This window comes from Rickettsia endosymbiont of Lasioglossum villosulum (assembly GCF_964026455.1).
Taxonomy (GTDB): domain Bacteria; phylum Pseudomonadota; class Alphaproteobacteria; order Rickettsiales; family Rickettsiaceae; genus Rickettsia.
On record NZ_OZ032152.1, the window covers coordinates 885323 to 910841 of the forward strand.

Here is a 25519-nt window from a genome sequence, read left to right on the forward strand (position 1 = left end):
AATTATGCCTACAAAACTTATCATCCTTTTTGTCCTATTTTTTTCGCTTTCTACTATTGCAAGTAAAAAAATAGAAGAAAAAATTACAGGAGTAAAAGTTACTAAAGCAGAAACAGCTGAGCTTTATGAAGTCTTCAATATTGTAGGACGATGCCAAAATAATAATAGCCGTGATTATTATGCTAATGCTGCTGGTACTGTTGAAAAAATTTCAGCTATGCAAGGACAAATAGTTAAAAAAGGTGATATATTACTAGTTATAGATAGAGATGTAGCGGAAACTACTAAATCAAAAGCCGAGGCTTTATTAAATACAAAGCAGGAAGAGTATAATAGAAAAGAGGCTTTATTTGCAAAGAAATATGTAAGTAGCCAAGAACATAAAAAATCGAAAAGCGAGCTTGAAGAGGCTAAATTTAATTATACAATAGCTCTTAAAACCTACAATGACATGATAATTACCGCTCCTTTTAATGGTAAAATAGGTGTGATAAAACCTATGGTTGGTGATGAAGTAAAAATAGGTGATTATCTTTTTAGTATTACAGGAGCTGATAAATCACAAAGTGTTATTATTGAATTACCAGAATCTTTAAGCGGCAAGGTCTTTGCCGGCACAAAAGCAATAGTTAATGGCAAAATCCATAGTGAGGTTTTTGCTATCTCACACTATTTATCAAATAATGGTACTATAACCGCTAAAATTGCCTTACCAAATAATACAAATATTTTACATAATAGCTATGTAGATGTTAAGTTGATAATCAACCCGCATGAAAATTTAGCTGTACCAGAAAAATCTATACAACGTAATAATCAAGGTAATTTTGTCTATAAAATAGATGGTGATATAGCAAAACAACTATATGTAAAAACTGGTTTACGAACCAATGGCTTAATCGAGATTATTTCCGATAACATCAAAGACAGCGATATAATCGTTACAGAGGGCATGCCTCAAATAAGCGATGGTGCAAAAGTAAAAATACTTAATGAGTAAATTACTTAGATCTGCTTCTTTTAAGCCATATACTTATTCTAGATATAGTTGCATGCATTCCATTATATTTTATAGAATAAATGGCTAACCTAATTAAACTTGGTATATTAGAAAAACCTAATAGTATTTTTTTTATACCACTAGAGTCGCTCTTTGTAACATCATCTTCTTTTAATGATTTTAATTTGGTTATAGCTTTTGATAATAAACCAACAGTTAGGGAGCTATATTTATTTAAATAAGGATGACTAATAATATAAGATGCTGTGTTTATTAAACTTTCTGCATGTTTTCTAGGATTTGACAAAGTATTAGTACTAGTTATTCTTACTTGTGATAATTCTTTATTAATACCACCTATCAGATCCTTACTTGCAATAGAAATCCATACACAAAAATCTTCACCATTTCTAATATTTTCAGGAAATAAATTTTGTCTAAATACAGAAGTTTTAGCCATAACTGTCGGCACTGCTATTGGACAGTAATTAATAATCTGGGGAAAACATTGTCCAGAAAAAGTACCTGAATCCTCAGAAGAAAGATATTTTAGTTGCTCATCTACTTTTTGATAAGAAGTATGAGAAAATGATTTATCATTTTCTGCCATATACCTTAATTGAGTTTCTATTTTATCCGGCATAAATAAATCATCCGAATCAAGAAAAGCAATATATTCTCCGGTAGCTTTTTCAATTCCAAAATTACGAGCTGAACTAACGCCTTTATTTTCTCTACGAAAATATTGTATTCTTTCATCTTTTTTACAGGTTTCAATCAATTTTGATACATCATCAGTTGATCCATCATCTATTACTAGCACTTCAAAATTTCTATGAGTTTGAATAAGCACACTTTCTATAGCCTCTATAGTCCAATTTATTCTATTATATAGAGGAATAATCACGGTAACTTTTGTATTATTTAAATATTTATTTACCATCTCTAAAGCTAATTGTTCTGATTTTTTATAGGGAGTACTGTATTTTAAAAAATTTATAGTATCGAATAGAAACGCTGCTATTGAGCCACCACCCATGGTCAGCATTTCTTGCTCTGTTAATTCTTTTAAAAAACCCGTCCATAACACTTCACATTCTTCTAACTGGTTAGGAACGATACGACTACTTTGATTTGGATGTTGACGACATTTTACAAGAATTTGAGAATCGAAATGAATTGTTGCTATTCGAAAAATCTTAAAAAATAAATCATAATCCTGAGTATGTTTTAGTGACTCATCAAATAACCCAATTTTTTGAAAATATATAGTCGGTATTAATAAAGTACAACCATATGCTAATCCACGTAAAAGAGCAAATAATGATATATTTAATTTTTCTTTTGGATATTTCTCATCAGGTTTTATAAAACGTAAAGAACGGGATTTTTCATCAATTAGCTCATAACCACCATAAATTATGGTATCTTTGTTATCTAATTTATTTAATATATTAATTTGATGTTCAATTTTACTAGGATAATATAGATCATCATGACTAAGCCAAGAAAAATACTCACCTTTTATATTTTTTATGCCGACATTTAAAGCCGAAGCACATCCACCATTTTCTTTAGAAAAATAACGTATTTGATCACCATATGATAATGCTATTTCTTCCGTTTTCCCATTATCTTTTGAGCCATCATTAACGACTATAATTTCAATATTTTTATATGTTTGAGCTAAAGCACTATCTATTGCTTCACGCATATAATTTGCCCCATTATATACCGGAATAATAATGGAAACTAACGGGAAATATGTATTTTTCATCCAACTAATTTTTGAGAATGAGGAATTTTTCTAATTACTATACTAATTAGCAAACTAGCTATAAAAGTAATAACTGCTAAAACTATACTACCAAATATTGGATAGTTTGTTGGATTAAAGCTCGAGAAACTTATCATTTTACTTTCTAATTTAACTAATATCCATACATGCAAAAAGAAAATAACAAAACAATTCTCAGAAATACATTTTAGTAATATATTATACTTTACTGGTATATTAATATTTTGCAATGCTAAAAACATCCCTATAGCTGCTATAACAACGTTCGGAGATAAATACCAATAAGCTTTCTCATCAGGATTAACAGAATTTACATTTAAAATCCAAGTTATAATAAACGTAACACTACTTACTAGCAAATATAAAATTAACCAATAATAGCGAGAAAACTTTAACCCAATATTTTTCCTTATTAAATACGCCCCTAAAACTGCATAACCAGAATAACTAAAAAAATTATTAATTGCCATCCACTTTATTATCGAAAATAAATAATAGTAATTAACAGAATTAATTGCAAACCATAATACTAGAAAATAACAAGCAAATTTTTTACTTTTAAGCATTTCGTTAACAATTAAAGCAAGAATTGGAAATAGTAAATAAACTCCAAGCATATAATAAACAAAGCCTAAATGATACATTGCAGGCTTACGAAAGATACTATTTAACGCAGAAAAAATATTAAATGTCTCGCTAGTATTATAAGAAATCCAATATTTATATAAGGTGCTCCAAAATATTAATGGAATTAATAATCTTTTGATTTTATACCATAATTTTTCTATAGATATATTACCTTTAAGTGCTAAAAAACCTGAAGTTAATATAAATAAAGGAACAGCTACTCTACAAAAAGAATCAATAAAATTAGATAAAATAAAACTTTTAGAAAAAGGGATAGATGAATATTTATAGAATGATGGAGCTATAGAATGAAGTAATACCACCATAACAATAGCTAGAGTTTTTACTAAATCTACCCAAACAATACGGTTATTATCTATTTTCATCGTCATTTACTACCTTTCATATTTAAAAATTTAAAAAAATTTTCTTTCATACGCTCTAATGTAAAATCTTGTAAGAAGCAATTATATCCATTTTTAGTAAAAATATTATAAGAACTAGTATCAGTTACAGCTTTTTCTAAAATATTTAATATTTTTGCCGTATCTAATGAATTACATAAATACCCTGCATTATTGTTTGCTATATATTTACTTGGGGAGGAATAGTCAGGAGCATGACAAAAAACTGGTCTACCGGCTGCAAAATATGTAACTAATTTTCCTGGAAAACTAGTAGATGATTCTTTATAAAATTCTTCTGAAAACCAATATGGAAGATATAAAAGATCTGAATCTGATAATAAAGTGATAGCTTCCTCTTGCAGACGCCATCCTAAATATTCAAAATTTTCCGATTTTTGTGTAGAAACTTCAGAACGTCCAATAATACGGACTAAAATACGCTTTTCCCCTATTATCCAATTAGCCTCATTTAACGCATTAATAAAACTCATCCATGCATCTTGAGCATATAACTGCCCTGCTATTGCAATTATAAAAACATCTCTATCTTCATGTGAAGCAGTAGCAGGAGGTTTAACTAATTCTTTAGGTAAACTAGCAATTATCGGTATAGTTGGTATATTATATTTAGCTTCATACTCCTTAGACATCCCCCAAGAGGCGGTAGCACAACAAGTACTATATTTGAGTACTTCATCAAATTCTTCTAAGAGTCTTTTGCTGGTATATTTATCAATATAATGACTGCGTAACCACCATTCAAAATGATCCCATACCTGCGTATATAAAGGAACTGAGAGTTTTTTAGCTAAAGGACGTGCTAGCCTAACTATAGTTTGACCTTGCAATATAATCCATATAGTATCAACTTTATGTTTTTTGGCAAAATTAATAATCTTAGGAAGTAAAAAATATTTTACTTTTAAGGCACGAAGTAGCTCAATACCATAAGAAATTAAAGTTTTTATTTTCTTTCCTTTAAATCTTGTAACTGATTCGCTAGGTTTGAATAATTTTAAATGAGGAATCTTATCTAATTCTTCTGGTATTTTAAATTCTAAAGACGAATGTGAAACTGTACATATAACAATTTGATCTAAAGGTAGAAATTTTACTAAAGGTTTTAATACCAACCCTGCAGTATAATTATCACAAGGAGGTATATCAGTTAAAAGTAAAATCTTCATTTATTCAGAGCTTCCTTATAAATATCTACTAAATTTTTTATATGCATATCTTGATTATAGTGTAACTCAGCTGCCTTTCTTCCTTTACTACCTCGTTCTAAACGCTCTTCTCGACTGTCAACTAAATGTTTTATTGCATTTGATAAAGCGTTACTATCACGCATTGGAACAGAAATACCAATGTCAGGGGCAAAAGTTACCTCAGGTAATGATGTTTCATCAAAAACTATTATTGGCTTACCGCATGCCATTGCTTCTATTGCCATAACGCCGAATGCTTCTGCAACGGAGGGCATCAAGAAAATATCAGAAGCAGCTACAACATCTCGGAGTAAAACATCATCATTAGTCCAGCCATGTTCTATTATTTCAAATCTTCCTCTAAATCGTTCTAACAAATTATGTCTACCAACTGTTAATAGACATATAGATTTTGTAGTTTCCAACTTTTCTAACGCATCCATAATATAGCGGTAACCCTTAAAAGGAGTATCTTCCGAGCGGAAACAAATCACTATCTTATCATCGCTAATATTAAAACACTCTCTTGCTTTTTTAGTATGATCAGGAGAGAAAAATTTTAAATCCAAACCGAAAGGTAAATGATGAACCTTAACTTCTTTATCAAATAAAGGTGAAGTATCAACCATATTCTTCATCCATTTTGATGCTACAATTAAATTAAAATTGGATTTTTCATAGATTTTTCGTTTGTTATCAAATAAAGATCTACTATTATCTACTCTCATTGGAAATGGGGTTTTAAGGTCAGGGCAAACACCACAATTTTTTTCCCATCCAGTGCAACCCATTGGATAAACGCAACGTCCTGTCATTGCCCAAGGATCGTGCAAAGTCCAAACTGTTGGTTTTAACCTAGTTATTTCAGGTAGGTGATTTATGCTAAAAAACCGAGAATGAATAATATGAAGATGTATAAGATCAGCTTCTTGAAACTCAGGCATCTTTATCATTTGTAAAGCATTACGATATAAAATTGATTGCAACGATAAAATATTTTCTGCTACATACAAAAAGTTATTTATTATATGATCTTTTTTGCTAAAAGATAACACCTCAGGGTTATTGGTATCTCTTTTCCAAATCAGATGTTTGGAATCTATGCCATATTCTTTTAAAAGAGGTGTAATAGCTAAACCATGAAAACGACTTCCTGGTGATTCATAACCATTTACTTGTAATATCTTCATTTTAAACTTGCTGTAAAGTTAATAATATTTTCTAGTAAGATTTCTATCTTTATCAGTAAAATCATGCTTTTTCCATAAAGCTCTATGTGGCTCTTTTATAATATCATTAGCTTCATCACGTGGAGCTTTAGTATAATAGATTTACGATATTCACCTTCAGGAAAATTTAATGGATCAGGAAGACCATGATAACTTTTATCATGAGTATCAAAGGCAACTAAACGATTAAAAAGCGGCTCTACTCTTTTTACACATTTATCACCATTTTCATCATATATACCAAATTCTCCACCCCACCCTTTTTGCCAGTTAGGATTTAAATATAAAATAACATTCATACGACGATTAAGACCTGTTGCATCATGATAATTTCCATCAACATGCACATCTAACAAACCACCAGGCATTGTTATATTAAGCCCACCACCAGTAAAATAAGGATCAGGAATAAGTTTCGGAATTTCAAAAAGCTCTGCAAGTGCATAAAGCATATCCGATGAATTAAATAAACGTATTGTATCAACAATGCCATCTGGTATATCAAATTCAGATTTCCAAGTTGATCTTTGTTTAATTTCTATATCTTTATCATTCGCTATATCCCATTGCTTTTCTTTAGGATTCGGAAAATCGTCTAAACAGCTTTTAGCGAGTTCTAAGGATAAGAAATTATCAATTACTAAATGTTTAAAAGGCGATAAAAAATACTCTTTTTCTTTTGCTGCATTTATTATTTTTTTTATGCTTTCTTCTGCAAAATTTTTCATTTGTTGCTGTGAAAATCTTTTAGTATTCATTACTACACCTATTATTTTACTTGAATGTTATGTTATTCTTGCATGGATCACTTGCACTATTGTCACCCCGTGACTTGTTCACGGGGTCCAGTTAAAAATACTAATGATATTAGTATTTTTATTTATTTTCTGGATACCTAAGGTACAAGCAACTAGATGACACCACTCTCACAATACAATTTACTTATGCCATACTGTGCGGTTAATATAATCTACATAACTTAAAACTATACGTAATATCTTCTTAGATACAAGCCCTGCTTCATTATAATCAGGCACTATAGCTGGCGAACGTTTATTGTTATCATGTTCTTCAGTAATAGTCTTTACCGCTTGTAATACCCGCTCAGCCTTAAAACCGGACATAATTAACGTGCCGACATCCATTCCTTCAGGACGTTCGTGAGCCTCTCTAATATTTAAAGCCGGCAGATTAAGTATTGATGCCTCTTCAGTGATAGTACCACTATCGGATAAAATACAAAAAGCATTCATTTGTAATTTTACATAATCAGTAAAACTAAAAGCCCGTAAAAATCTTATTTTATCTCCAAGCTCTTTAAACCCTTCTAAATCTTCAAGTCTTTTTTTAGTTCTCGGATGCGTAGAAAAAATTATCGGGAAATTATACTCTTTAATAAGCATTTGTAGACTATGTAGTAATTCTTTTAAATTATTTTTGACATCTACATTTTCTTCACGATGCGAACTAATTAAGAAATATTGTTTTGGTGTGAGTGATAATTTATCTAGAATATCTGACTTTAATATTTTAGGCATGAAGCAGTCAAGTACTTCTGGCATATGTGAACCTGATTTAAAGGTAAGCTCAGCCGGTAGCCCTTCAGCAATTAAATAACGTCTTGCATGCTCGGTTAATGTAATATTAACATCGCTAATGTGATCAATGATTTTGCGGTTTATTTCTTCTGGTACTCTTTGGTCAAAGCAGCGATTTCCTGCTTCCATATGAAAAATTGGAATCTTACGACGTTTAGCAGCAATTGCAGAAAGACAAGAATTAGTATCACCGTAAAATAGCACAGCATCAGGTTTTTCTTTTTCAAGAACTTCATCTACTTTTTCAATAACAAGTCCTATAGATTTTGCTGTATTATCTGCTGCAACCTCTAAAAAATAATCTGGTTTTCTGATTCCCATATCATCAAAAAAAACCTGATTTAATTCGTATGCATAATTTTGACCGGTATGAACTAGAATATGTTTGGTATGTTTATCAAACTCAGAGATCACACAACACAGCTTAATAAGCTCAGGACGAGTACCGACAATAGTCATTACCTTAAGCATTTTTTAGCTCCTCTTGAATATAATCAAGATTTAGTAACAACTCTTTGACTTCTTCTAGATTTAAACGTTTTGTATTATGTGAGGTATAATCCTCTAAAAGTGCTACTTTCTTTTCACCCTCAACAAAGTACTTTGCATAATTAAGATCACGTCCATCCATAGGAATGCGGTAGTAATTACCTAAATCCTCGGCTTTCGCCATTTCTTCCGATGATACTAAAGATTCATAATGTTTTTCACCATGACGTGTGCCGATAAAACGTATTTTATTTTTACTGTTAAATATTGCTTGTAACCCTTTTGCGAGTATTTCAATAGTACTAGCCGGAGATTTTTGTACAAAAATATCACCTTGGCGACCATGCTCAAACGCATATAAAACTAAATCTACAGAATCAACTAACGACATTAAAAAACGCGTCATTGAAGGCTCTGTAATAGTTAAATCCTTATTTTGCTTAATTTGATTAATAAATAAAGGAATTACCGACCCTCTTGATGCCATAACATTACCATATCTAGTAACACAAAACACTGTTTTATCTTTCACATTCATACGTGCTTTTGCTACTGTTAGCTTTTCCATTAACGCTTTAGATAAACCCATTGCATTAATTGGATATACGGCTTTATCAGTGCTAAGTACTATAACTTTTGCAACTTTATTGTTAGTAGCGGCTCTTAAAACATTTTCAGCACCTAAAATATTCGTATTTATTGCTTCCATCGGATAAAATTCACAAGTTGGAACTTGCTTTAAAGCAGCAGCATGAAATACGTAATCTACACCTCTCATTGCGTCATCAATGCTATTGTAATTACGCACATCCCCGATATAGAATTTGAGTTTTGGGTTATTTAAAGCAATACGCATATCTTCTTGCTTTTTTTCATCCCTACTAAAAATTCTAATTTCTTTAATATCGTTAATAATATCGCTTTTTAGAAAACGAGAAAGCACCGCATTACCAAATGAACCGGTACCTCCGGTAATCAACAAAGTTTTATCCACAAACATTATCTATAAATACCTATTTTATTAATTTATTTTGGTGTCATTAGACGTCATTGCGAGGAGATGCGTAGATACCGAATCGTCATTGCGAGCAGTCAAAGGCTGCGTGGCAATCTCATGAAGTAGTGCAAAATTCCTGAGATTGCTTCGTCGCTTCACTCCTCGCAATGACGGCTTACTTAAATTCACACATACGCTTCACAAGTTCCCTCCACTCAGGAGGATTATAACCTGTTATCTCATTAAAACGCATAGCGTCTAGCGAGCGATCTATTACTAACTCATCTGATGGAATAACATCGATTTTTTTATTATATATTTCTGCTATTAGCTTTAATAATTCTAACTTATTAATTGGCTTTGATGCGACATGATAAAGACCATGCAGTTCTTTATTAGGTAGCACAAAATCCTTTATTATTCTTGCAAGCTCTACAGTGGGAAAACCTGAATATATAGCTTTTTTAAACCCTTTTACTGACCTTTCTGAACTTAAAAACCAGTTAGTCAAGCTTCTATTTCCTGAAAGTTCGTGACCTATAATTGAAGTACGAAGCGTAATAGCATGTGAATAATCCACCTCACCAAGAAACTTAGAACGACCATATAAATCATAACAATCCGGAAAATCACTTTCTTTGTAATTACCTTTTTTTCCTGAAAATACACAATCAGTGCTAATATGAATAAAACGTGCATTAATAAGTTCACATAACCTTGCAAGCCTATGCGGCAGTAAACTATTAATGGGTAGTGCTTTTAAAGGATCATTTGCATCAGCAAGCTGTTTTACCAGCCCTATACAATTTATTACTACATTAGGCTTTACTTTATTTAATACTTCAACTAACGAATCGTTATTCTCAACATCTACATTTGGAATTATTTTATCTGCTAACTCTTTAGAAAAATAAGAACGAGCTGAGTTGCTCCGACTTGTCGCATAAACATCAAGATTTTTGTCAGTACTCAAAAACCTAAACATGCTATTACCAAGCATGCCGGTTGCACCTAAAATCAATATTTTCATAATTAAATTTACTTTAATTTCCGCATCGTTTCTAACATAAATAGTATATCGTTACAATAGGTTTTGTGAATTGTCATCCCGTGGCTTGTCCATGGTATCCATTAATAAACTTTAAATGTCATCCCGCGACTTGATCGCGGGATCTTAGGACACAGTCCGTGACAAAAGACCCCGTGGTCAAGCCACGGGGTGACATTAATGAGTGATGGGATGACAATTAGTCAACCTTCTAACTATCTCTTCCCTTTTTATCAAAGGTAGCACCTTCGATATTTCCGGTCCTGATTCCTTACCAGTTAAAGCAAGACGCAATGGTAAAAACAACTCTTTTCCTTTTCGATTTGTTATTGCTGCGAGTTTTTTAGTCCATATCCCCCACGTCTCGATGGTAATTTCTTCTTCAGGTAATAACTCTGCTGCTTGTTTTAGATATTCTTTATCTAAATTCAAATCTTTTATGTTTGGAGTTTTATGACAAATCTCCCACCAATCTTTTGCATCAAATAATTTTTTTAAGTTAGGTCTTACTGATAGCCAAAAATTTTCATCAATATATTCAGCATCTATTTCTTTAAGACGATCTTTTACCTCGTTAAATTCTAGACTTATTAATAATTTATGATTTAATCTTTCTAGATCTTCCGGCTGGTAAATAGTTGGGCTTTTAGAAAAACTACTTATCTCAAAATGTTTTACTAACTCATCCATCTTTTTATGAGGGATAATTTGCGCTGATGATCCAAGTAAACTAAAGAAGCTAGCAATTGCCATCGCTTCTAATCCCACTTCTTCTCTTAGGGTTGCAATCTCAAACCCCCCTACTCTTTTTGAAATTTTTTCATCCTTATTAATAATTAAGCTTAGATGTCCAAAAGTTGGTGGAGACTTATCTAAAGCTTCAAACATCTGAATTTGAATCGCAGTATTACTAACATGATCTTCACCTCTAATAATATGAGTGATTTCATAATCAACATCGTCAATAACTGAGCATAACATATAAGTCATGCTTCCATCTGCCCTTATTACTATCGGGTCACTCAAAGCTTTGCCCTCATACTTAACTTCGCCTTTGATCATATCATGCCAAGTAATCGGCTCATGATTTACTAAAAATCTATAATGCGGCTTTCGTCCTTGTTCTATATATTTTTGTATCTGATCTTCTGTTAGATTTAGGGCTGCTCGATCATAAATAGGAGGCAACCCTTTAGAAAGCTGAAATTTACGCTTTAGTTCAAGCTCTTCCGGCGTTTCATAACAGGCATATAATCTTTTTTTATCCAATAATAGTTTTTTGATCTCATCATATCTACTTAAACGACTTAATTGATTAAATGTTTGATCCCAATTAAGGTTTAAAAACTTCAAGTCTGCTCTAATAGCGTCTTTATATTCTTGTTTGCTACGCTCTAGATCCGTATCGTCAAATCTTAAAATAAACTGTCCATCATGCTTCTTCGCATATAGCCAATTAAGTAGTGCTGCTCTTATATTACCGACATGTAACATACCTGTCGGTGATGGAGCAAATCGTGTTATAACTTTTGTCATTTTTACTTATTTTTTCGTCTTTTTAACTTTTATCTTTTTATCGACAAGATTAGTTACCTCATCCATATTTAGAGGATTTGGTTGTTTAGCAGCAATTGCACTTAGTTTTTCTTCAATTAACTTCATTGCATCATCTAAACTTAAATTTAAGAAATCATATTTTTTAGGTATCGAAATAAATTTACCTATATATTTTATATATGGACCAAACTTACCATACCCGACTAAAACTTCTTCACCACTCTCTTTATGATTACCGATTTTAAGCGGTAAACTCAAAAGCTTTAATGCCATATCAAGAGTGATATCATTTTGATTTAAACCAGCAGGTAAAGGTGAACGTTTTGGCTTTATTTTGCTATCAACTTGCTCACCATATTGGACATAAGGTCCATAAGGTCCTTTTTTCAAATATATTTCTACTCCCTCTTTATCCTTGCCTAAAACTTTGTTTTCATTAACAATATCTTTAGCCTCCCCATCAGCTTCATTATTATCATTACCACTAACAATAGATTTTCTAAAATTACATTCAGGGTAATTACTGCACGCTAAAAATGCCCCAAATTTACCAAGCTTTAAGCTTAGCTCACCAGTTTTGCATGAGGGACAAACTTTAGAGTCTTTATTTTCTCCAAATATATGATAATCAAGAGCTTGCTGTACATAGCTAATAATTTCTGTAATGTTTTGCTTACTTACAGATTCTATATTGTGGTTAAAGCCATTCCAAAAATTACCTAAAGCAGATTTCCATTCAAGTCTGCCAGCAGCTATTTCATCTAGCTCATTTTCAAGCCCTGCTGTAAAATCATATTCAACATATTTTTTGAAGAAACCAACTAAAAACACTGTTACCAAACGCCCTAGCTCTTCAGGCATAAAACGCTTTTTCTCTAACGTCACATATTTACGATCTTGTAAAACTGATAAAATAGTAGCATAAGTTGATGGACGACCAATTCCAAGCTCTTCAAGCTTTTTCACTAAGCTAGCTTCTGAATATCGTGGCGGTGGTTCGGTGAAATGCTGATTTGGAACAATCTCTTTAGTTTTCAAATGCTCTTGTTCTTTTAAAGGCGGCAGCATCTTATTTTCTTCTTCAGCCTCATCGTCTATACTTTCGCGATAGACTTTATAAAACCCATCAAAAGCTATAGTTGATCCGTTCGCTCTTGCCAAATATTCCTTATTTTCTGAAGCTAAAGTTGCATTTACTAAATCCATTATGACATTTTCCATTTGGCAGGCTATAGTCCTTTTCCAAATTAATTCATAAAGCTTATAATAATCTTTCTCTAGCTTTTCCTTTAAATCATTAGGGATATAGTTAATATTTGTCGGTCTTATAGCTTCATGAGCTTCTTGAGCGTTTTTTACTTTCGATTTACAAATACGAGGACTGCTTGGTAAATATTTATCGCCATAATCCTTATTTATTAATTTACGTATTTCATCTACCGCATCGTTTGATAAGGTAACGCCATCAGTTCTCATATAAGTAATAAGCCCGATAGTTTCCTTACCGATATCTACACCCTCATACAATTTTTGAGCTATTTGCATGGTCTTTTTAGCACTAAAACCTAATTTTCGTGCAGCTTCTTGTTGCAGGGATGAAGTAATGAAAGGCAGTTGTGGTTGACGTTTTTGCTGTTTCTTTTCTATCTTATCGACATGAAAATTTTGAGATTTAAGCTTTTCAGTTAAATCTTTTGCTTCTTTATTATTAGTAATCGAAAACTTTTCTAGCTTTTGGTCGTTTATATGGGTTAATTTAGCGGTAAATAGCTCATTATTACTATTTAGCATTTTAAGGCTAATATCCCAATATTCTTCCGACTTAAACCGCTCTATCTCATCTTCACGTTCACATATTAAACGAAGTGCTACAGACTGTACACGCCCCGCTGATTTACACCCAGGAAGCTTACGCCATAAGAGAGGTGAAAGTGTAAAGCCAACTAAATAGTCTAAAGCTCTTCGTGCTTGCTGAGCATTTACTAAATTATTGTCAAGTTTTCTTGGATTTTCTATAGCATGAGTAATTGCTTTTTTGGTAATTTCGTTAAACGCTACTCGCTTAAAAAAATCATCGGATTTGACTTTATTTTTTTCTTTAATTACTTCTGCAATATGCCATGAGATGGATTCACCCTCACGATCTGGATCGGTTGCAAGATATACTGACTCAGCTTTTTTTGCATCTTTAATTATTGCATCCACATATTTACCTGCTTTCTCTGAAATATCATATTTCATTGAAAAATTTTCATCAGGTATTACAGAACCTTTTTTAGATGGAAGATCTCTAATATGACCAAATGAGGCAATAACTTTAAATTCATCACCTAAATATTTATTTATTGTTTTTGCCTTTGCTGGCGATTCTACTATTACTAATTTCATCAATTATTATTATTTATTATATACTTATCTAATTTGTATAATTTTATTATAAAAACAACTATTTTTACTTATCAGCAGTATAAATTAATGATATTTTATTGCTGGGGTGTCACATTGCTTTACCAGCAAGCTCTAATTCTAATATTATTGTATATATAATAGGCAGCGGTAATTCCGTCATTTTTTGCAAATAATCAAAATCTATAGGTACCGCAGATAATAATTCTATAACAGCAGCACGCTCTTTTTCTGATGGTTCTTTTATCTGCATTGTATTTAGTGGTTTAAAATTAGCATCTAACTCAGCAAAATCTTTAAATAAGCTTTCATCTTTCTTGATAAATTCTTCATATTGCGGCAAATTAGCTACAATATCATTAACCGATTCTACTAAATATGCACCTTGTCTAATAAGTTTATTTGTACCTTGACATCTTGGATCTAAAGGAAAACCTGGCACGGCAAAAATTTCTCTGTTTTGTTCAAGAGCAAATCTTGCAGTAATTAAAGAGCCAGATTTTAGGCTCGCTTCTATTACTACTGTAGCAAGAGCAAGACTAGATATTATTCTATTACGTTGCGGGAAATGCTTACCAAGTGGCGTAGATCCTACAGGTAATTCAGCTATTATTAATCCCTCTTCTGCTAAATTTTCAAATAATTTTTTGTTTTCTGGTGGATATATATGATCAATACCACCAGCAATAACTCCAATAGTTTTAGAAGTTGCTGCTTGATGCACACTGCTATCTATTCCTCTTGCTAAGCCTGAAACAGTTACATACCCCTCTTCTGTTAACTCGGCAGCAATTTTATGAGCAAAGCTTCTCCCATTTGCTGAGGCGTTTCTAGCTCCAACTATCGCAATACATTTATGATGATTTAGTAAATCTATATTACCTTTATAGCTTAATACCGGCGGGGGATCATAAATTTCAAATAATAATCGTGAATATTCTAGAGATTTATATGTGATAAGTTTAGCATTATTTTTTTTAAGCAGTTCTAATTCTTTCTCAGCATCACTTTTACTAAAAATCTTAATCGGCTTTGATTTTCCACCCCTTAGTGAAAAATCCCCAATATTTTCTATGCTAGTTGCTGCATCACCAAATAACTTTATTAAGCTATAGAAAGTTTTAGGTCCTACATTTTCACTCCTAATAAGCCGTAAAATATTAATTGTTTCAAGATCATAAGATATTTTAGAAGTAGGAGCAGAAAATAGTTCTTTTAGCATTAGGTAAAGTACTTGATGAACGTCATTGCGAGCGACTAAAAGGAGCGTGGCAATCTCAGGATGTTTTATGAGATTGCAACAAAGCTTCGCTCCTCGCAATGACGGGGATAATTAATATAGTATACTATAATTTCTCTGCATGTGAGCTTAAGTAATGTGCGATACCCTCATGCGATGGAGTAATAGCTTCCTCACCTTTATGCCAACCTGCTGGGCAAACTTCACCATGTTTTTGATTATGAGCTAATGCATCTATTACTTTCAAGGTATAATTAATATCACGACCGATTGGCAAATCATTAACTAACATATGACGTACTACAAAATCTTCATCTATTAGAAAAGTACCACGTAGTGAAATACCACCATCATTAAGCACGTTATACATTGAAGAAATTTCTTTTTTAAGATCAGAAACCATTGGGAATTGAACTCGTCCAAGCCCACCTTTGCTATGAGGAGTATTTTTCCAAGCTAAATGGCTAAAATGTGAATCAACACTAACTGACACTACTTTAGTATTTCTTTCAGTAAACTCACCAAGTTTATTATGAAATGCTATAATTTCCGATGGACATACAAAAGTAAAATCTAACGGGTAAAAGAACAATATAATTTTATGTCCTTTAGCATAACGGCTAAGAGTAAATTCACCTTCTACATTATTATTAGGCATAATTGCTGTAGCTGTAAAATCTGGAGCAGGTTTGCCAACAAATACTTTCATATCTTCACAAACATTCTCATTTTTTAGCATATTCTTACCTTTTTAGTTAACAACCTGATTATGATATATAAAACTAATTATTATTACAACAATAAATCTTCACAAATTTTATTTACTTTCTTTCTTTTCTGAAGAAGTTTTTAATTGGTTAAATATACCTAGAGTTTGAGTAATAAAACTACTTGGCTCTGAAAGATTTGCAGGTAAAATTACTGTATTAGTGTCTTTAGCTAAATTACCGAATGCATTAATATACTGCTCGGCTATTTTAAGAGATACCGCCTCACTACCACCAGTTTTCTGCATTGCTGATGCTATAGTCTCAATACTTTTAGCTGTAGCTGTTGCAACTAAACCAATCGCCTCCGATTCACCTTTTGCTCTATTAACTTGATCAGTATAGGAAGCTTCTGAATTTAAAACGATCTGTGCTTTTTCCCCTTCCGCATGGTTAATCTTTGCTTGTCTGTTACCCTCAGACTCTAGAATTTGTGCACGTTTTTGACGTTCCGCTGCTACTTGCAACTCCATAGCTTTCAGAATAGATTGCGGTGGCTGGATATCCTTGATCTAATAACGCATACATTGTATGCCCCAATTTATCGCTGCTTGGTTAATGGCTGCAACAATAGCAACGTTTAAAGTTTCACGTTCTTCAAAAGTTCTATCTAACGGTAATTTACCAATTTCCGAACGCATAGTAGTTTGTGCAAGCTGAGTTATAGCGTAGTAAGGATTATTAACACCGTAAGAAGCTGCCATCGGATCAATGATTTTTACATATAAAACACCATCAATAGATAATGTTACGTTATCGTTTGAAATAGCAGTTTGTGCAGTAACATCTATCGCTTCTTCTTTCAACGTATGTTTATATGCTACTCTTTGAATTACTGGAATTAATAGATTCAATCCAGGTTGCAGCACCTTATCAAACTTCCCTAATTTCTCTACTACCCAAGCTTGTTGCTGAGGCACAACTTTAACCATTTGGATTATAACCAAAATAGCTATGATACTAAAAATTAATAATGCATATTCCATATTAACACCTTTTTTATTTTCTTTTTTATCTTATATTGAAATTTTAAAAATTACTAGAGATATTATTGTGGGTTGGGGGTTAGGTGTCATTGCGAGGAGGCGAAGCCGACGTGGCAATCTCAGGAGTCTAAATTTCATGAGATTGCCACGCTCACTTTGTTCGCTCGCAATGACACAGTCTAATACGATCTGTCCAAAATAAACCTAATAATAGAAAATAAATATTCTTTATAAATATTTTGAACGGGGATTTTGTTAAGCAAGCTAATAGCTTCATTTTCCAAGCTATTCAGATGATTTATAATATCCTTACTAATTTTATGCTTTACCATCAAATCACATATTTGTACAAATTCTTCCTTAGTACGATTATCTGACTTTATCATATTTTTAAGATGGGCTTTGTCATCTTTCTCTAATTTGTCATATAAGAAAATTAGCGGTAGTGTAACTTTCCCCTCTAAAAAATCATCACCGATATTTTTTCCTACCTGCTTATCATTACCGAGATAATCAAGCAGATCATCTATAACCTGAAATATAGTGCCAAGTAATCTTCCAAACTCTTCCATATCTTTAGAAATATCATCACTCTGATTTGCTATGATAGCTCCAACAGAGCAAGAAGCACCAAATAATTCGGCTGTTTTGGATTTAACAATTTGCTGATATTCTTCTATATTTATAAGACGACGCTCGTTTAGCTTAACTAGCTGCACTACCTCACCTTCTGAAATTATCGCTGAAGCTTTTGCTAAAACATTCATGGCTTTAATAGAACCGGAAGCTACCATTAACTTAAATGATTGGCTAAAAAGAAAATCACCGACTAAAATACTTGTTTTACTTCCCCAAATAACGTTAGCAGTTGGCTTAAATCTTCGGAGTGTACTATCATCTACTACATCGTCATGAAGTAATGTTGCTGTATGAATAAATTCCACGGCACTAGCAAGCTTTATATGGCTATCACCATTATAATCAAACATTTTAGCAGTTATGATAGTTAATAGAGGACGAATTCGTTTGCCACCTGCTTCCAGTAAATATTTACCGACTTTCTCTATTAACTCTTCATCACTTTTTAAACAGCTAATAATCAAGTTATTTAACTGTGTTACTTCATCTTTTAAATCTTGCTGTATTTTTACTATAATATCCATTATTTTGTAATCTCTTGCCACATAGTTTCATTAATATCTTGAAACCCTGGTAGCATACATTTTTCTAGTATTTTTTTATGTTCTTTAAAATCCGGTATTAGCTCCATGATTTTTTCTTTTAAATTATCACCTGCTTTAACTTCCTTTACTGCTGCTTGGTATAAAGACAAATAATATAAAGGTAGAATTTTATTTATATCATCTATAGTACCTATTTTAGTTTTATTTAAATCTGATAAATCAAAATTATATTCAAAACTAACATCAATTAAGTTAGAAGAATTTGGATGATCGGAAATAGTTTTAAAAAAAGATATAAAAGCATTTTTATAGATTTCTTTACTTTCTTCCGAAAGATTTTTGTATATATAAGAGCTTAGCACTTCCATTATTTTAGGATAATTATTAGCTATGATATCACCCTTACTATAAGAATCTTTAAATATATTTACTAATGTTTCGTTTGTTATATTAAATCCTGTTCTATTTGAATACAAACTTAGAGCATTTATTTTAGCTCTAGTTAACTTATTTAACTCAGTAAATAAACTAGCATTTAATTTAAAATCATATTCTCGGTTTTCCAAGATACTAAAATCAAACTGCTGACTATTATCTAAAATATAGCTTAGTTTAGAGTTTAAATTTTTATATGACTCATTATCTGAAATTGTCAGCAGATAGTTTTGCCTGTCATAATATTTTCTTATAAAACTTAAGAAATTTGTTATAGAGTCTTGCTTTAGCTTAAATTTTGAATCTATCAAAAGATTAACATTATTATTACCTAAACCATCCAACTTACCTTTATATAGTAAATTAATGTTATTTTCAAAACTATTACTATTTATTTGTGCATTAGTAATTTTAATTGTTAAATCTTTGGCAAAGTCCTTAAAATTTGGGTTACCCGCAGTAACTAAAAAATTAGCTGAAAATTTAAAGTTATTATGCCAAGCTAATCTATATAATAACAACCCTGCCGGAATTATTCTATCTTCAAGATCACTTTGTATTATTTCAGTGTCATAATTAATTTCTAATTTTTGTGGTATATTATCAAGAAAATCCTGTTTACTTGTATAATACTTACTCTTATCAAATATTAAAGTAAATAGAGTATGACCCTCTTCATATAGCTTTTTATTATCTACTAAATCAAAAATTTCTGCTTTATTTAAAGTAAATTTAACATCTTCTATAAAATTTACTATTTCAAAAAAATCCTTCTTCTCTTTTATAATTTTAAATAATCTAAAACTTAAAGGCATTTTTGCGGATAATATACAATTATCATTATAAAATTTTACTCCAAAGCCTCTCTCAATTGGTTTAAATCTGCCAACTGCCTCTCCTGAAAAATCTATAAATATTTGCTGCTTTAATAAATCATAACCAATATTTATAGGTGAGTTAAATTCGATTTTTCTATTAACACTTTCTTCTTGCCAATTAATAATTGAAATACCAAATTTAAAAGGAAAACCATAAGGCTTAGCTTTAGAAAATTTAACAAAATATTGCTGAGAATCATCGATATTAAGATAGGTATCAGAATATTTTTGATTTATAGAATTTGATAAGGAAAATAGGATTGCAAACCACAATATGCTATAAGTTAATACAGCAAGAATAGATACAAAAAATATTATTTTTAAAGTTTTTTTCATATGATTATTATTGTGTGTCTCGTCATTGCGAGGAGAGGCGAAGCCTCGACGTGGCAATCTCATTAAGCAGCAGTATAAGTCTCCTAAGATTGCTTCGTCACTACGCTCCTCGCAATGATGTGATGCATCACTTACACAACTCAGTATATTCCTTATTCAATTTTACAACATCCCAAATCCATAAGCTAATCATAACTATAAAAATTATTAATAGATATATTATTATAGAGTCAAAAGTAGCAGTAGGAATAATTATAAATATTAAGGACTGAATAAATGCACCGAGTGATTTACCAAATTTTGTACCTATTACTTCTACAGCAGCTTTACCCTTAGTTCTAAGTTCAAGCGATAACGGGATATATGCCATTTCTTTTGTTGAATCAAAGAGTGAGTATTTAGAGGATTTACTCAGGATATTTTGAATTGCTCCAACAATTATTGCGGCATATAAAAGGTTAAAATTACCAAAACATGAACCTATTTCTTCGATAAAAATTATGAAAATAAAAAACATTAAACCGGTTATAGATAGCATAATAGGTGTCAATAATGCAGAGACAAACCAACCTAGTCTTCTAAGGATGTTGCTGCCTATTATCATGAAAGTAACGCATGATATGCCCATCAAGATATTAAACCTACCCATAAAATGAACATAATCTATAGTATTTGGATATAGTTCTTTTACTTTTGCTTTCCAAGGTCCTTCTACGATATTAATTAATAACCCATAACAGATTATTAATAAGGCAATACGACCTATATATTTTGAGTTAATTACTAGCTTAATACTTTCCAAAACTGAAAGTTTGGTTTTTGTTTTAGCCTTAACTTTCTTTGAATCTAAAACATTTATAGAATCAGTCAAAATAAATTTATTTATTACTCTAAATAGCAGCATAGAGATAACACCCGCTGCAACAATTATTGACATAATAGGTTGTAGCATCTCTGTTGTTTGAGAGGTTAAATTAACTGATGCATCGAAAGAATTTGGTAATAATTCCGGATCTATTATTTTATTACCTGAGAAAAACACGAGTACACTACCTGCAAGTATTAGTCCCATATTACCAACCATCCCAAGGACTGGATAAAATCTCTTTGCTTTATTAGTATCAAAAATATGGTTAGCAAACTGCCAAAACATTAAGTTTATAACTACAGCACTCCATAACTCTGCAAAGATATACATAAGCCCATAGCTCCATTTACTGGCTATTTTAATAAACCATTTGAAGTTAGGGTAAGATGTTATCAAGCTACTTATTATTTCATCATTAGGATGATAAGCTTCCTGATTCGGATAAATAATATAAGCAAAAAATAAGAAAAATAATAGAAAGCTACCAACTATAATGTAAAAAACATATTCGAAATTGAATTTATTACTGAGCTTAACGTAAAGTATTGTAAAGATCACGCATGAGGGTAATACTAGCCATAATTTTAAAAAGCTAATAATCTCTGCTCCCATAGAGGGTACTACTAAGCTATCCTTTATAGAACGCAATGCTCCGAAATTGAAAAGAATACATAGCATCATTAATGCCATAGGTATGAAAAGCTTTAATTCCTTTCTTTCTATTGGCCAAATTATTTCCTTAACTTTCTCAAAAAAGGTTTTGGGCGGCAACATTTATATTGTAACCTTGCATAAAAATTAAATTAAATTCTATTAATCTTTTTAAATATTCATAGAATATAAACTTTTAAATCTCTTACTCATTAAAGTCAATTAAAATCTTTACTGCCCCAAGGAGTAAACTCTCTATATCGCCAATAATATTTTTCAATTTCTTGATACTTTTCTAAAATATCTTTTGTCCATTTTATTTCCTCATTATTCCATGGTTTCTTTTTACCAGCATAATGCATAATGAAATATGAAAAATAAGTATCTCTATCTATAAAATAGGTATAAAAATTCCATCTCATAGATAATGGATATATGTAATTATGAAAAGCAATATTTAATAAATCTTGATCAGGATAAGCAAAACTACATTTTGAATTATGCATTGCATCTAAAACCATATTCTTTGCTTGCTTTTCACGCATATTTTGTAGATTTAAAAATACTATACCGCTATTTTTATAAAAATTATTTATTTTCCTATTACATTCTTCTTCTACTTTTAAAGTACAATAAGTAAGAGCCGTATCCATACTACCAGCAACTATATAGTTTGACATACCTAGCTTTTTGAAAGAATTTAAATCACGCAACACAATAATGTCTGCATCCAGATATAATATAGACTCTAAATTTGGAAAGACTTGATCAAAATATAACCTATACATTACTAAAGGAGGCCACATCTCCGAAAATTCTATTTTTTTATTAGCTAAATTTAAGTCTAATACATTTTCAGGAAAAGGAACAAAATCTATAGAATAGTCCCTTATATGTTTCATGGAAGCTAATTTTTCCATTGATTCTTCTGTAAGCGAATCGTTTGGATTCATCACAATATGAAACTTATAAAAACTATCTAGATCACTATTTATTAAACTTGAAGCAATAACTGTTGCAGCGTGCCGAACAAACTTATCATTAATAATTAATGCTATATCTAGTGTATTATCTTGTTTAATACTGGTTAACTTAATTACATTTTGTATTTCCTCTATGGCAAGCTTATAATCAAGCTTTATATCCTGCTCATTAAGTGATGGTCTACCAAGTAGGTGAATCATGCTAAGCCTATACAAACATCTTGCTGTAAGCTCAAGCTATATTAAGAGAAATTAGACTTTTTAGAGCAGGAATTTCATCTTTTGTATAACCGCTAAAATATTTTATTAAGTCAGAATCATTTTTTATATTCAAATGTTCTTTTACTTCTTTTTCATAACCTGAAATTATTAATTTTGCTAAATTAATCGCAGCATTTTTAGTATATAAAGTATCAAGACCATAACTACCATTCTTAATTGCTTTATATTGCTCTACTAAAGTAGCATCCTCACCCGAATATAGCTGTAGCAAACAATCATAACCTTTTGCGACTTCTAAACGTACCTTTCCATCTTCTATTTTAAAAGTACAAATTTTTTCTAATTTTACCTTATCTTTAACGCTTAGCGGCTTATCTTTTAACTGCTCAAGTGCTGAGTCAAAGTTGAATAGATCTTCACGCACAATACTATAAAGCTTTTGATAGCTATAGGTAGAGATATCCCTAATACAATAATTTTCTGAATGCATTTTATGATTACTCGTGAAAAATCCTATAACAACTATAAACATTATTAAAATTAGAAGAAGCAATAGAGGAATTTTAATGGTAGCAAAAATATTTTTTTTAGACCTTTTTTTAAACATTTAAATTTATAACTAATTAGTTTAAAAGAATTTATCAATTAATAAGAAAACTCGCAATAATTATATTAGATTATTTAGCTATTTTCATTTATTATTTATAATTCTAGGCGTTATTTATAACAATTAAAACAATATGTCACGCAGTTTATCTATTATTTGGTTATTTGGACTTATTAGCGGCTTTAATATAATGATTACCGGTAATACATTAAATTATTGGCTTGCTAAAGAGAATATAGCTTTGCAAACGATAGGTTTACTATCACTTATAACTTTGCCCTATTCTATCAATTTTTTATTTGCCCCAATTTTCGATAGTTTAAAGATTAAATATTTAGACAAAATTTTTGGTCATAGATTATCTTGGATTTGCTTAACTTCCATAGCCCTAGTATTTTTTGTATATATTTTAAGCTTTTTAAATCCTTTTGATAATTTATTATTATTTGCCTCTATCTCATTGATTATTTCATTTTTTAGCTCTATGCAAGATACTATATTAAGTGCTTTTAGGACAGAAATAGTTAATAAGGAATCTCTTGGTTTTGCCTCAGGAATATATATATTTGGTTACCGATTCGGTATGCTCCTCGCAAACTCAGGAGCTATATATTTATCTATATATTTAACGTTCAACGAAATATATAAAATTTTTGCAATTTTAATATTTATTTATCTTATTTTACTTATAGTTGGTGTAAAATATTGCAGATTTAATCAAAATAAATATATAGAGCAAACCACGAATAATAATAATGAAAGTACTTTTGCTTTTATAAGGAATATTCTGAAACCGATAGGCTCTATCTCTTTTATTATCCTCATATTAGTCTTCCTAATATTATATAGACTACCCGACAATTTTATTAATGTCATGATCAACCCGTTTTTACTTCATTTAAATTATGATGCTTTTGAAATAGCAAGTGTCGGGAAGTTTTGGGGAGTTATGGGTGCTATCGTTGGTGGATTACTCGGCGGTTTTATTATGAAGAAAAAGAATATATTAGATAGCATACTACTATTTGGTATTATTCATGCTTTAGCTCATATATTATTTATTATTCTTAAAATATATGGAAAAAATCCCACACTATTATTTATTACAATAGGAGCAGAAAGTATTACGGGCGGCATGACGATGACAGCTTACATTGCTTTTATCTCATCATTATGTCAAGGCAAGTTTCGTGCTACACAATATTCATTCTTTTCATCAATGATGGGTATTTCTAGATCAATTTTTCCAATAATTTCAGGTTATATAGTAGTAAATTTTGGCTGGCAAAATTTCTTTTTATTTACTACTATTATAACTATTCCATCTTTACTAGTATTATTAAAAATAAAAAATAAATTACAACAATGAATGATATTTTAACTATTTTCTCACATGTAATAATTTTACTTTCATCTTCGATTATACAAAGTATTTTTATATTAAATCAAAGTGCAAAATATTGTAGCTTTAAAAAAGCTTTACCTAGTATGATCGCTGGTTGTATAACTTATAGCATTATCATATACATAATTATCTTTAATACTGAGTTCTTGTTTATTTATATGCTATGGTTTATAGCAATACCTATTTTTGTAGTTGGATTTATTTTTTTCATATATATGGGCTATAATACGTGGCATCAATCATACTTTAATTCAACAAACATCCCTGAATCGGTTTCTATTCAAAAACTATTTTTAGAACCTATATATATATTAGTATTATCAATATTCAATCCTTTTATTTTAGATATGCTAAATACAGTTCTTTATAAATATCGAGATTATAATACTAAAGTAATATACATACTTATACCTATCTATCTATGGTTTTTGTTATTATCAATAATTGGTTATAATATTAGAAAACTAAGTAAAGGGGCTATAATTTTAAAAATACTTAATAAGGTAGGAGCTATAACAATTTGGGGAATAGCACTTCTATATTTACCACAAACAGTAATTACTATAAAATCTTGGATAAATTGGTTAATTTAA

At 30.8% G+C, this 25519-nt stretch carries 18 protein-coding genes and 2 pseudogenes; 3 read left to right on the forward strand and 17 right to left on the reverse strand.

The window, feature by feature from the left end:
* Position 1: 1 nt before the first annotated feature.
* Complete coding sequence (locus tag AAGD49_RS04355; RefSeq protein ID WP_341789223.1) at positions 2 to 1000, forward strand: efflux RND transporter periplasmic adaptor subunit; 999 nt, start codon at positions 2 to 4, stop codon at positions 998 to 1000.
* A 1-nt stretch (position 1001) separates the two neighbouring features.
* Here the strand turns inward: AAGD49_RS04355 and AAGD49_RS04360 are convergent, their stop codons facing one another.
* The 17 genes and pseudogenes from AAGD49_RS04360 to AAGD49_RS04440 form a co-directional block, all read right to left on the reverse strand.
* Positions 1002 to 2777: a glycosyltransferase family 2 protein gene (locus tag AAGD49_RS04360; RefSeq protein WP_341788076.1), complete on the reverse strand. Its 1776-nt coding sequence runs from the start codon at positions 2775 to 2777 to the stop codon at positions 1002 to 1004.
* On the reverse strand, positions 2774 to 3817 hold the full coding sequence (locus AAGD49_RS04365; protein ID WP_341788077.1) for an acyltransferase: 1044 nt from the start codon (positions 3815 to 3817) through the stop codon (positions 2774 to 2776). Before AAGD49_RS04365 ends, AAGD49_RS04360 begins: the two co-directional genes overlap by 4 nt.
* Positions 3814 to 5019 (reverse strand): glycosyltransferase, encoded by a 1206-nt coding sequence (locus AAGD49_RS04370; protein ID WP_341788078.1) that lies wholly within the window; start codon positions 5017 to 5019, stop codon positions 3814 to 3816. The genes AAGD49_RS04365 and AAGD49_RS04370 overlap by 4 nt, the downstream gene beginning before the upstream one ends.
* A complete protein-coding gene (locus tag AAGD49_RS04375) occupies positions 5016 to 6230 on the reverse strand; it encodes a glycosyltransferase family 4 protein (protein ID WP_341788079.1) in 1215 nt (404 codons plus the stop codon). The genes AAGD49_RS04370 and AAGD49_RS04375 overlap by 4 nt, the downstream gene beginning before the upstream one ends.
* A gap of 95 nt (positions 6231 to 6325) precedes the next feature.
* Entirely contained in the window at positions 6326 to 7027 is a 702-nt protein-coding gene (locus AAGD49_RS04380) for a 2OG-Fe(II) oxygenase (RefSeq protein WP_341788080.1), read from the reverse strand.
* A 180-nt stretch (positions 7028 to 7207) separates the two neighbouring features.
* Positions 7208 to 8338, reverse strand: a complete 1131-nt coding sequence (gene wecB, locus AAGD49_RS04385) for a non-hydrolyzing UDP-N-acetylglucosamine 2-epimerase (protein ID WP_341788081.1) — start codon at positions 8336 to 8338, stop codon at positions 7208 to 7210.
* On the reverse strand, positions 8331 to 9356 hold the full coding sequence (locus tag AAGD49_RS04390) for a polysaccharide biosynthesis protein (RefSeq protein WP_341788082.1): 1026 nt from the start codon (positions 9354 to 9356) through the stop codon (positions 8331 to 8333). Before AAGD49_RS04390 ends, wecB begins: the two co-directional genes overlap by 8 nt.
* Before the next feature lie 172 nt (positions 9357 to 9528).
* Entirely contained in the window at positions 9529 to 10383 is an 855-nt protein-coding gene (locus AAGD49_RS04395; RefSeq protein ID WP_341788083.1) for an SDR family oxidoreductase, read from the reverse strand.
* A 195-nt stretch (positions 10384 to 10578) separates the two neighbouring features.
* On the reverse strand, positions 10579 to 11937 hold the full coding sequence (gltX, locus tag AAGD49_RS04400; protein ID WP_341788084.1) for a glutamate--tRNA ligase: 1359 nt from the start codon (positions 11935 to 11937) through the stop codon (positions 10579 to 10581).
* Positions 11938 to 11943: 6 nt separating this feature from the next.
* The gene (topA, locus tag AAGD49_RS04405) at positions 11944 to 14346 is read right to left on the reverse strand and encodes a type I DNA topoisomerase (RefSeq protein WP_341788085.1); all 2403 of its coding nucleotides are present in this window, start codon (positions 14344 to 14346) and stop codon (positions 11944 to 11946) included.
* A 109-nt stretch (positions 14347 to 14455) separates the two neighbouring features.
* Positions 14456 to 15586: a DNA-processing protein DprA gene (dprA, locus tag AAGD49_RS04410; RefSeq protein ID WP_341788086.1), complete on the reverse strand. Its 1131-nt coding sequence runs from the start codon at positions 15584 to 15586 to the stop codon at positions 14456 to 14458.
* A 124-nt stretch (positions 15587 to 15710) separates the two neighbouring features.
* Positions 15711 to 16313: a peroxiredoxin gene (locus AAGD49_RS04415; RefSeq protein WP_341789224.1), complete on the reverse strand. Its 603-nt coding sequence runs from the start codon at positions 16311 to 16313 to the stop codon at positions 15711 to 15713.
* Between the two features lie 108 nt (positions 16314 to 16421).
* Positions 16422 to 17357, reverse strand: a pseudogene (locus AAGD49_RS04420) (SPFH domain-containing protein).
* A gap of 179 nt (positions 17358 to 17536) precedes the next feature.
* Positions 17537 to 18520 (reverse strand): polyprenyl synthetase family protein, encoded by a 984-nt coding sequence (locus AAGD49_RS04425; RefSeq protein ID WP_341788087.1) that lies wholly within the window; start codon positions 18518 to 18520, stop codon positions 17537 to 17539.
* Positions 18520 to 20190 (reverse strand): hypothetical protein, encoded by a 1671-nt coding sequence (locus AAGD49_RS04430; protein WP_341788088.1) that lies wholly within the window; start codon positions 20188 to 20190, stop codon positions 18520 to 18522. The genes AAGD49_RS04425 and AAGD49_RS04430 overlap by 1 nt, the downstream gene beginning before the upstream one ends.
* 127 nt (positions 20191 to 20317) lie before the next feature.
* Positions 20318 to 21832, reverse strand: coding sequence for a nucleotide exchange transporter Tlc3 (gene tlc3 / locus AAGD49_RS04435; protein ID WP_341788089.1), 1515 nt, complete (start codon positions 21830 to 21832; stop codon positions 20318 to 20320).
* A 95-nt stretch (positions 21833 to 21927) separates the two neighbouring features.
* Positions 21928 to 23521: pseudogene (locus tag AAGD49_RS04440) on the reverse strand (glycosyltransferase family 8 protein).
* A 133-nt stretch (positions 23522 to 23654) separates the two neighbouring features.
* Here AAGD49_RS04440 and AAGD49_RS04445 point away from each other — a divergent pair.
* On the forward strand, positions 23655 to 24890 hold the full coding sequence (locus AAGD49_RS04445; protein ID WP_341788090.1) for an AmpG family muropeptide MFS transporter: 1236 nt from the start codon (positions 23655 to 23657) through the stop codon (positions 24888 to 24890).
* The gene (locus AAGD49_RS04450; protein WP_341788091.1) at positions 24887 to 25519 is read left to right on the forward strand and encodes a hypothetical protein; all 633 of its coding nucleotides are present in this window, start codon (positions 24887 to 24889) and stop codon (positions 25517 to 25519) included. The genes AAGD49_RS04445 and AAGD49_RS04450 overlap by 4 nt, the downstream gene beginning before the upstream one ends.

What these genes read in the sequence shown, in the direction of transcription:
- AAGD49_RS04450 (WP_341788091.1), top strand. Translation starts at nt 24,887, where the DNA reads ATGAATGATATTTTAACTATTTTCTCACATGTAATAATTTTACTTTCA.
- gltX (WP_341788084.1), bottom strand. Translation starts at nt 11,937, where the DNA reads ATGACAAAAGTTATAACACGATTTGCTCCATCACCGACAGGTATGTTA.
- AAGD49_RS04415 (WP_341789224.1), bottom strand. Translation starts at nt 16,313, where the DNA reads ATGAAAGTATTTGTTGGCAAACCTGCTCCAGATTTTACAGCTACAGCA.
- AAGD49_RS04360 (WP_341788076.1), bottom strand. Translation starts at nt 2,777, where the DNA reads ATGAAAAATACATATTTCCCGTTAGTTTCCATTATTATTCCGGTATAT.
- wecB (WP_341788081.1), bottom strand. Translation starts at nt 8,338, where the DNA reads ATGCTTAAGGTAATGACTATTGTCGGTACTCGTCCTGAGCTTATTAAG.
- AAGD49_RS04380 (WP_341788080.1), bottom strand. Translation starts at nt 7,027, where the DNA reads ATGAATACTAAAAGATTTTCACAGCAACAAATGAAAAATTTTGCAGAA.
- AAGD49_RS04430 (WP_341788088.1), bottom strand. Translation starts at nt 20,190, where the DNA reads ATGAAAAAAACTTTAAAAATAATATTTTTTGTATCTATTCTTGCTGTA.
- AAGD49_RS04390 (WP_341788082.1), bottom strand. Translation starts at nt 9,356, where the DNA reads ATGTTTGTGGATAAAACTTTGTTGATTACCGGAGGTACCGGTTCATTT.
- AAGD49_RS04425 (WP_341788087.1), bottom strand. Translation starts at nt 18,520, where the DNA reads ATGGATATTATAGTAAAAATACAGCAAGATTTAAAAGATGAAGTAACA.
- AAGD49_RS04445 (WP_341788090.1), top strand. Translation starts at nt 23,655, where the DNA reads ATGTCACGCAGTTTATCTATTATTTGGTTATTTGGACTTATTAGCGGC.
- AAGD49_RS04370 (WP_341788078.1), bottom strand. Translation starts at nt 5,019, where the DNA reads ATGAAGATTTTACTTTTAACTGATATACCTCCTTGTGATAATTATACT.
- AAGD49_RS04365 (WP_341788077.1), bottom strand. Translation starts at nt 3,817, where the DNA reads ATGACGATGAAAATAGATAATAACCGTATTGTTTGGGTAGATTTAGTA.
- AAGD49_RS04375 (WP_341788079.1), bottom strand. Translation starts at nt 6,230, where the DNA reads ATGAAGATATTACAAGTAAATGGTTATGAATCACCAGGAAGTCGTTTT.
- topA (WP_341788085.1), bottom strand. Translation starts at nt 14,346, where the DNA reads ATGAAATTAGTAATAGTAGAATCGCCAGCAAAGGCAAAAACAATAAAT.
- dprA (WP_341788086.1), bottom strand. Translation starts at nt 15,586, where the DNA reads ATGCTAAAAGAACTATTTTCTGCTCCTACTTCTAAAATATCTTATGAT.
- AAGD49_RS04395 (WP_341788083.1), bottom strand. Translation starts at nt 10,383, where the DNA reads ATGAAAATATTGATTTTAGGTGCAACCGGCATGCTTGGTAATAGCATG.
- tlc3 (WP_341788089.1), bottom strand. Translation starts at nt 21,832, where the DNA reads ATGTTGCCGCCCAAAACCTTTTTTGAGAAAGTTAAGGAAATAATTTGG.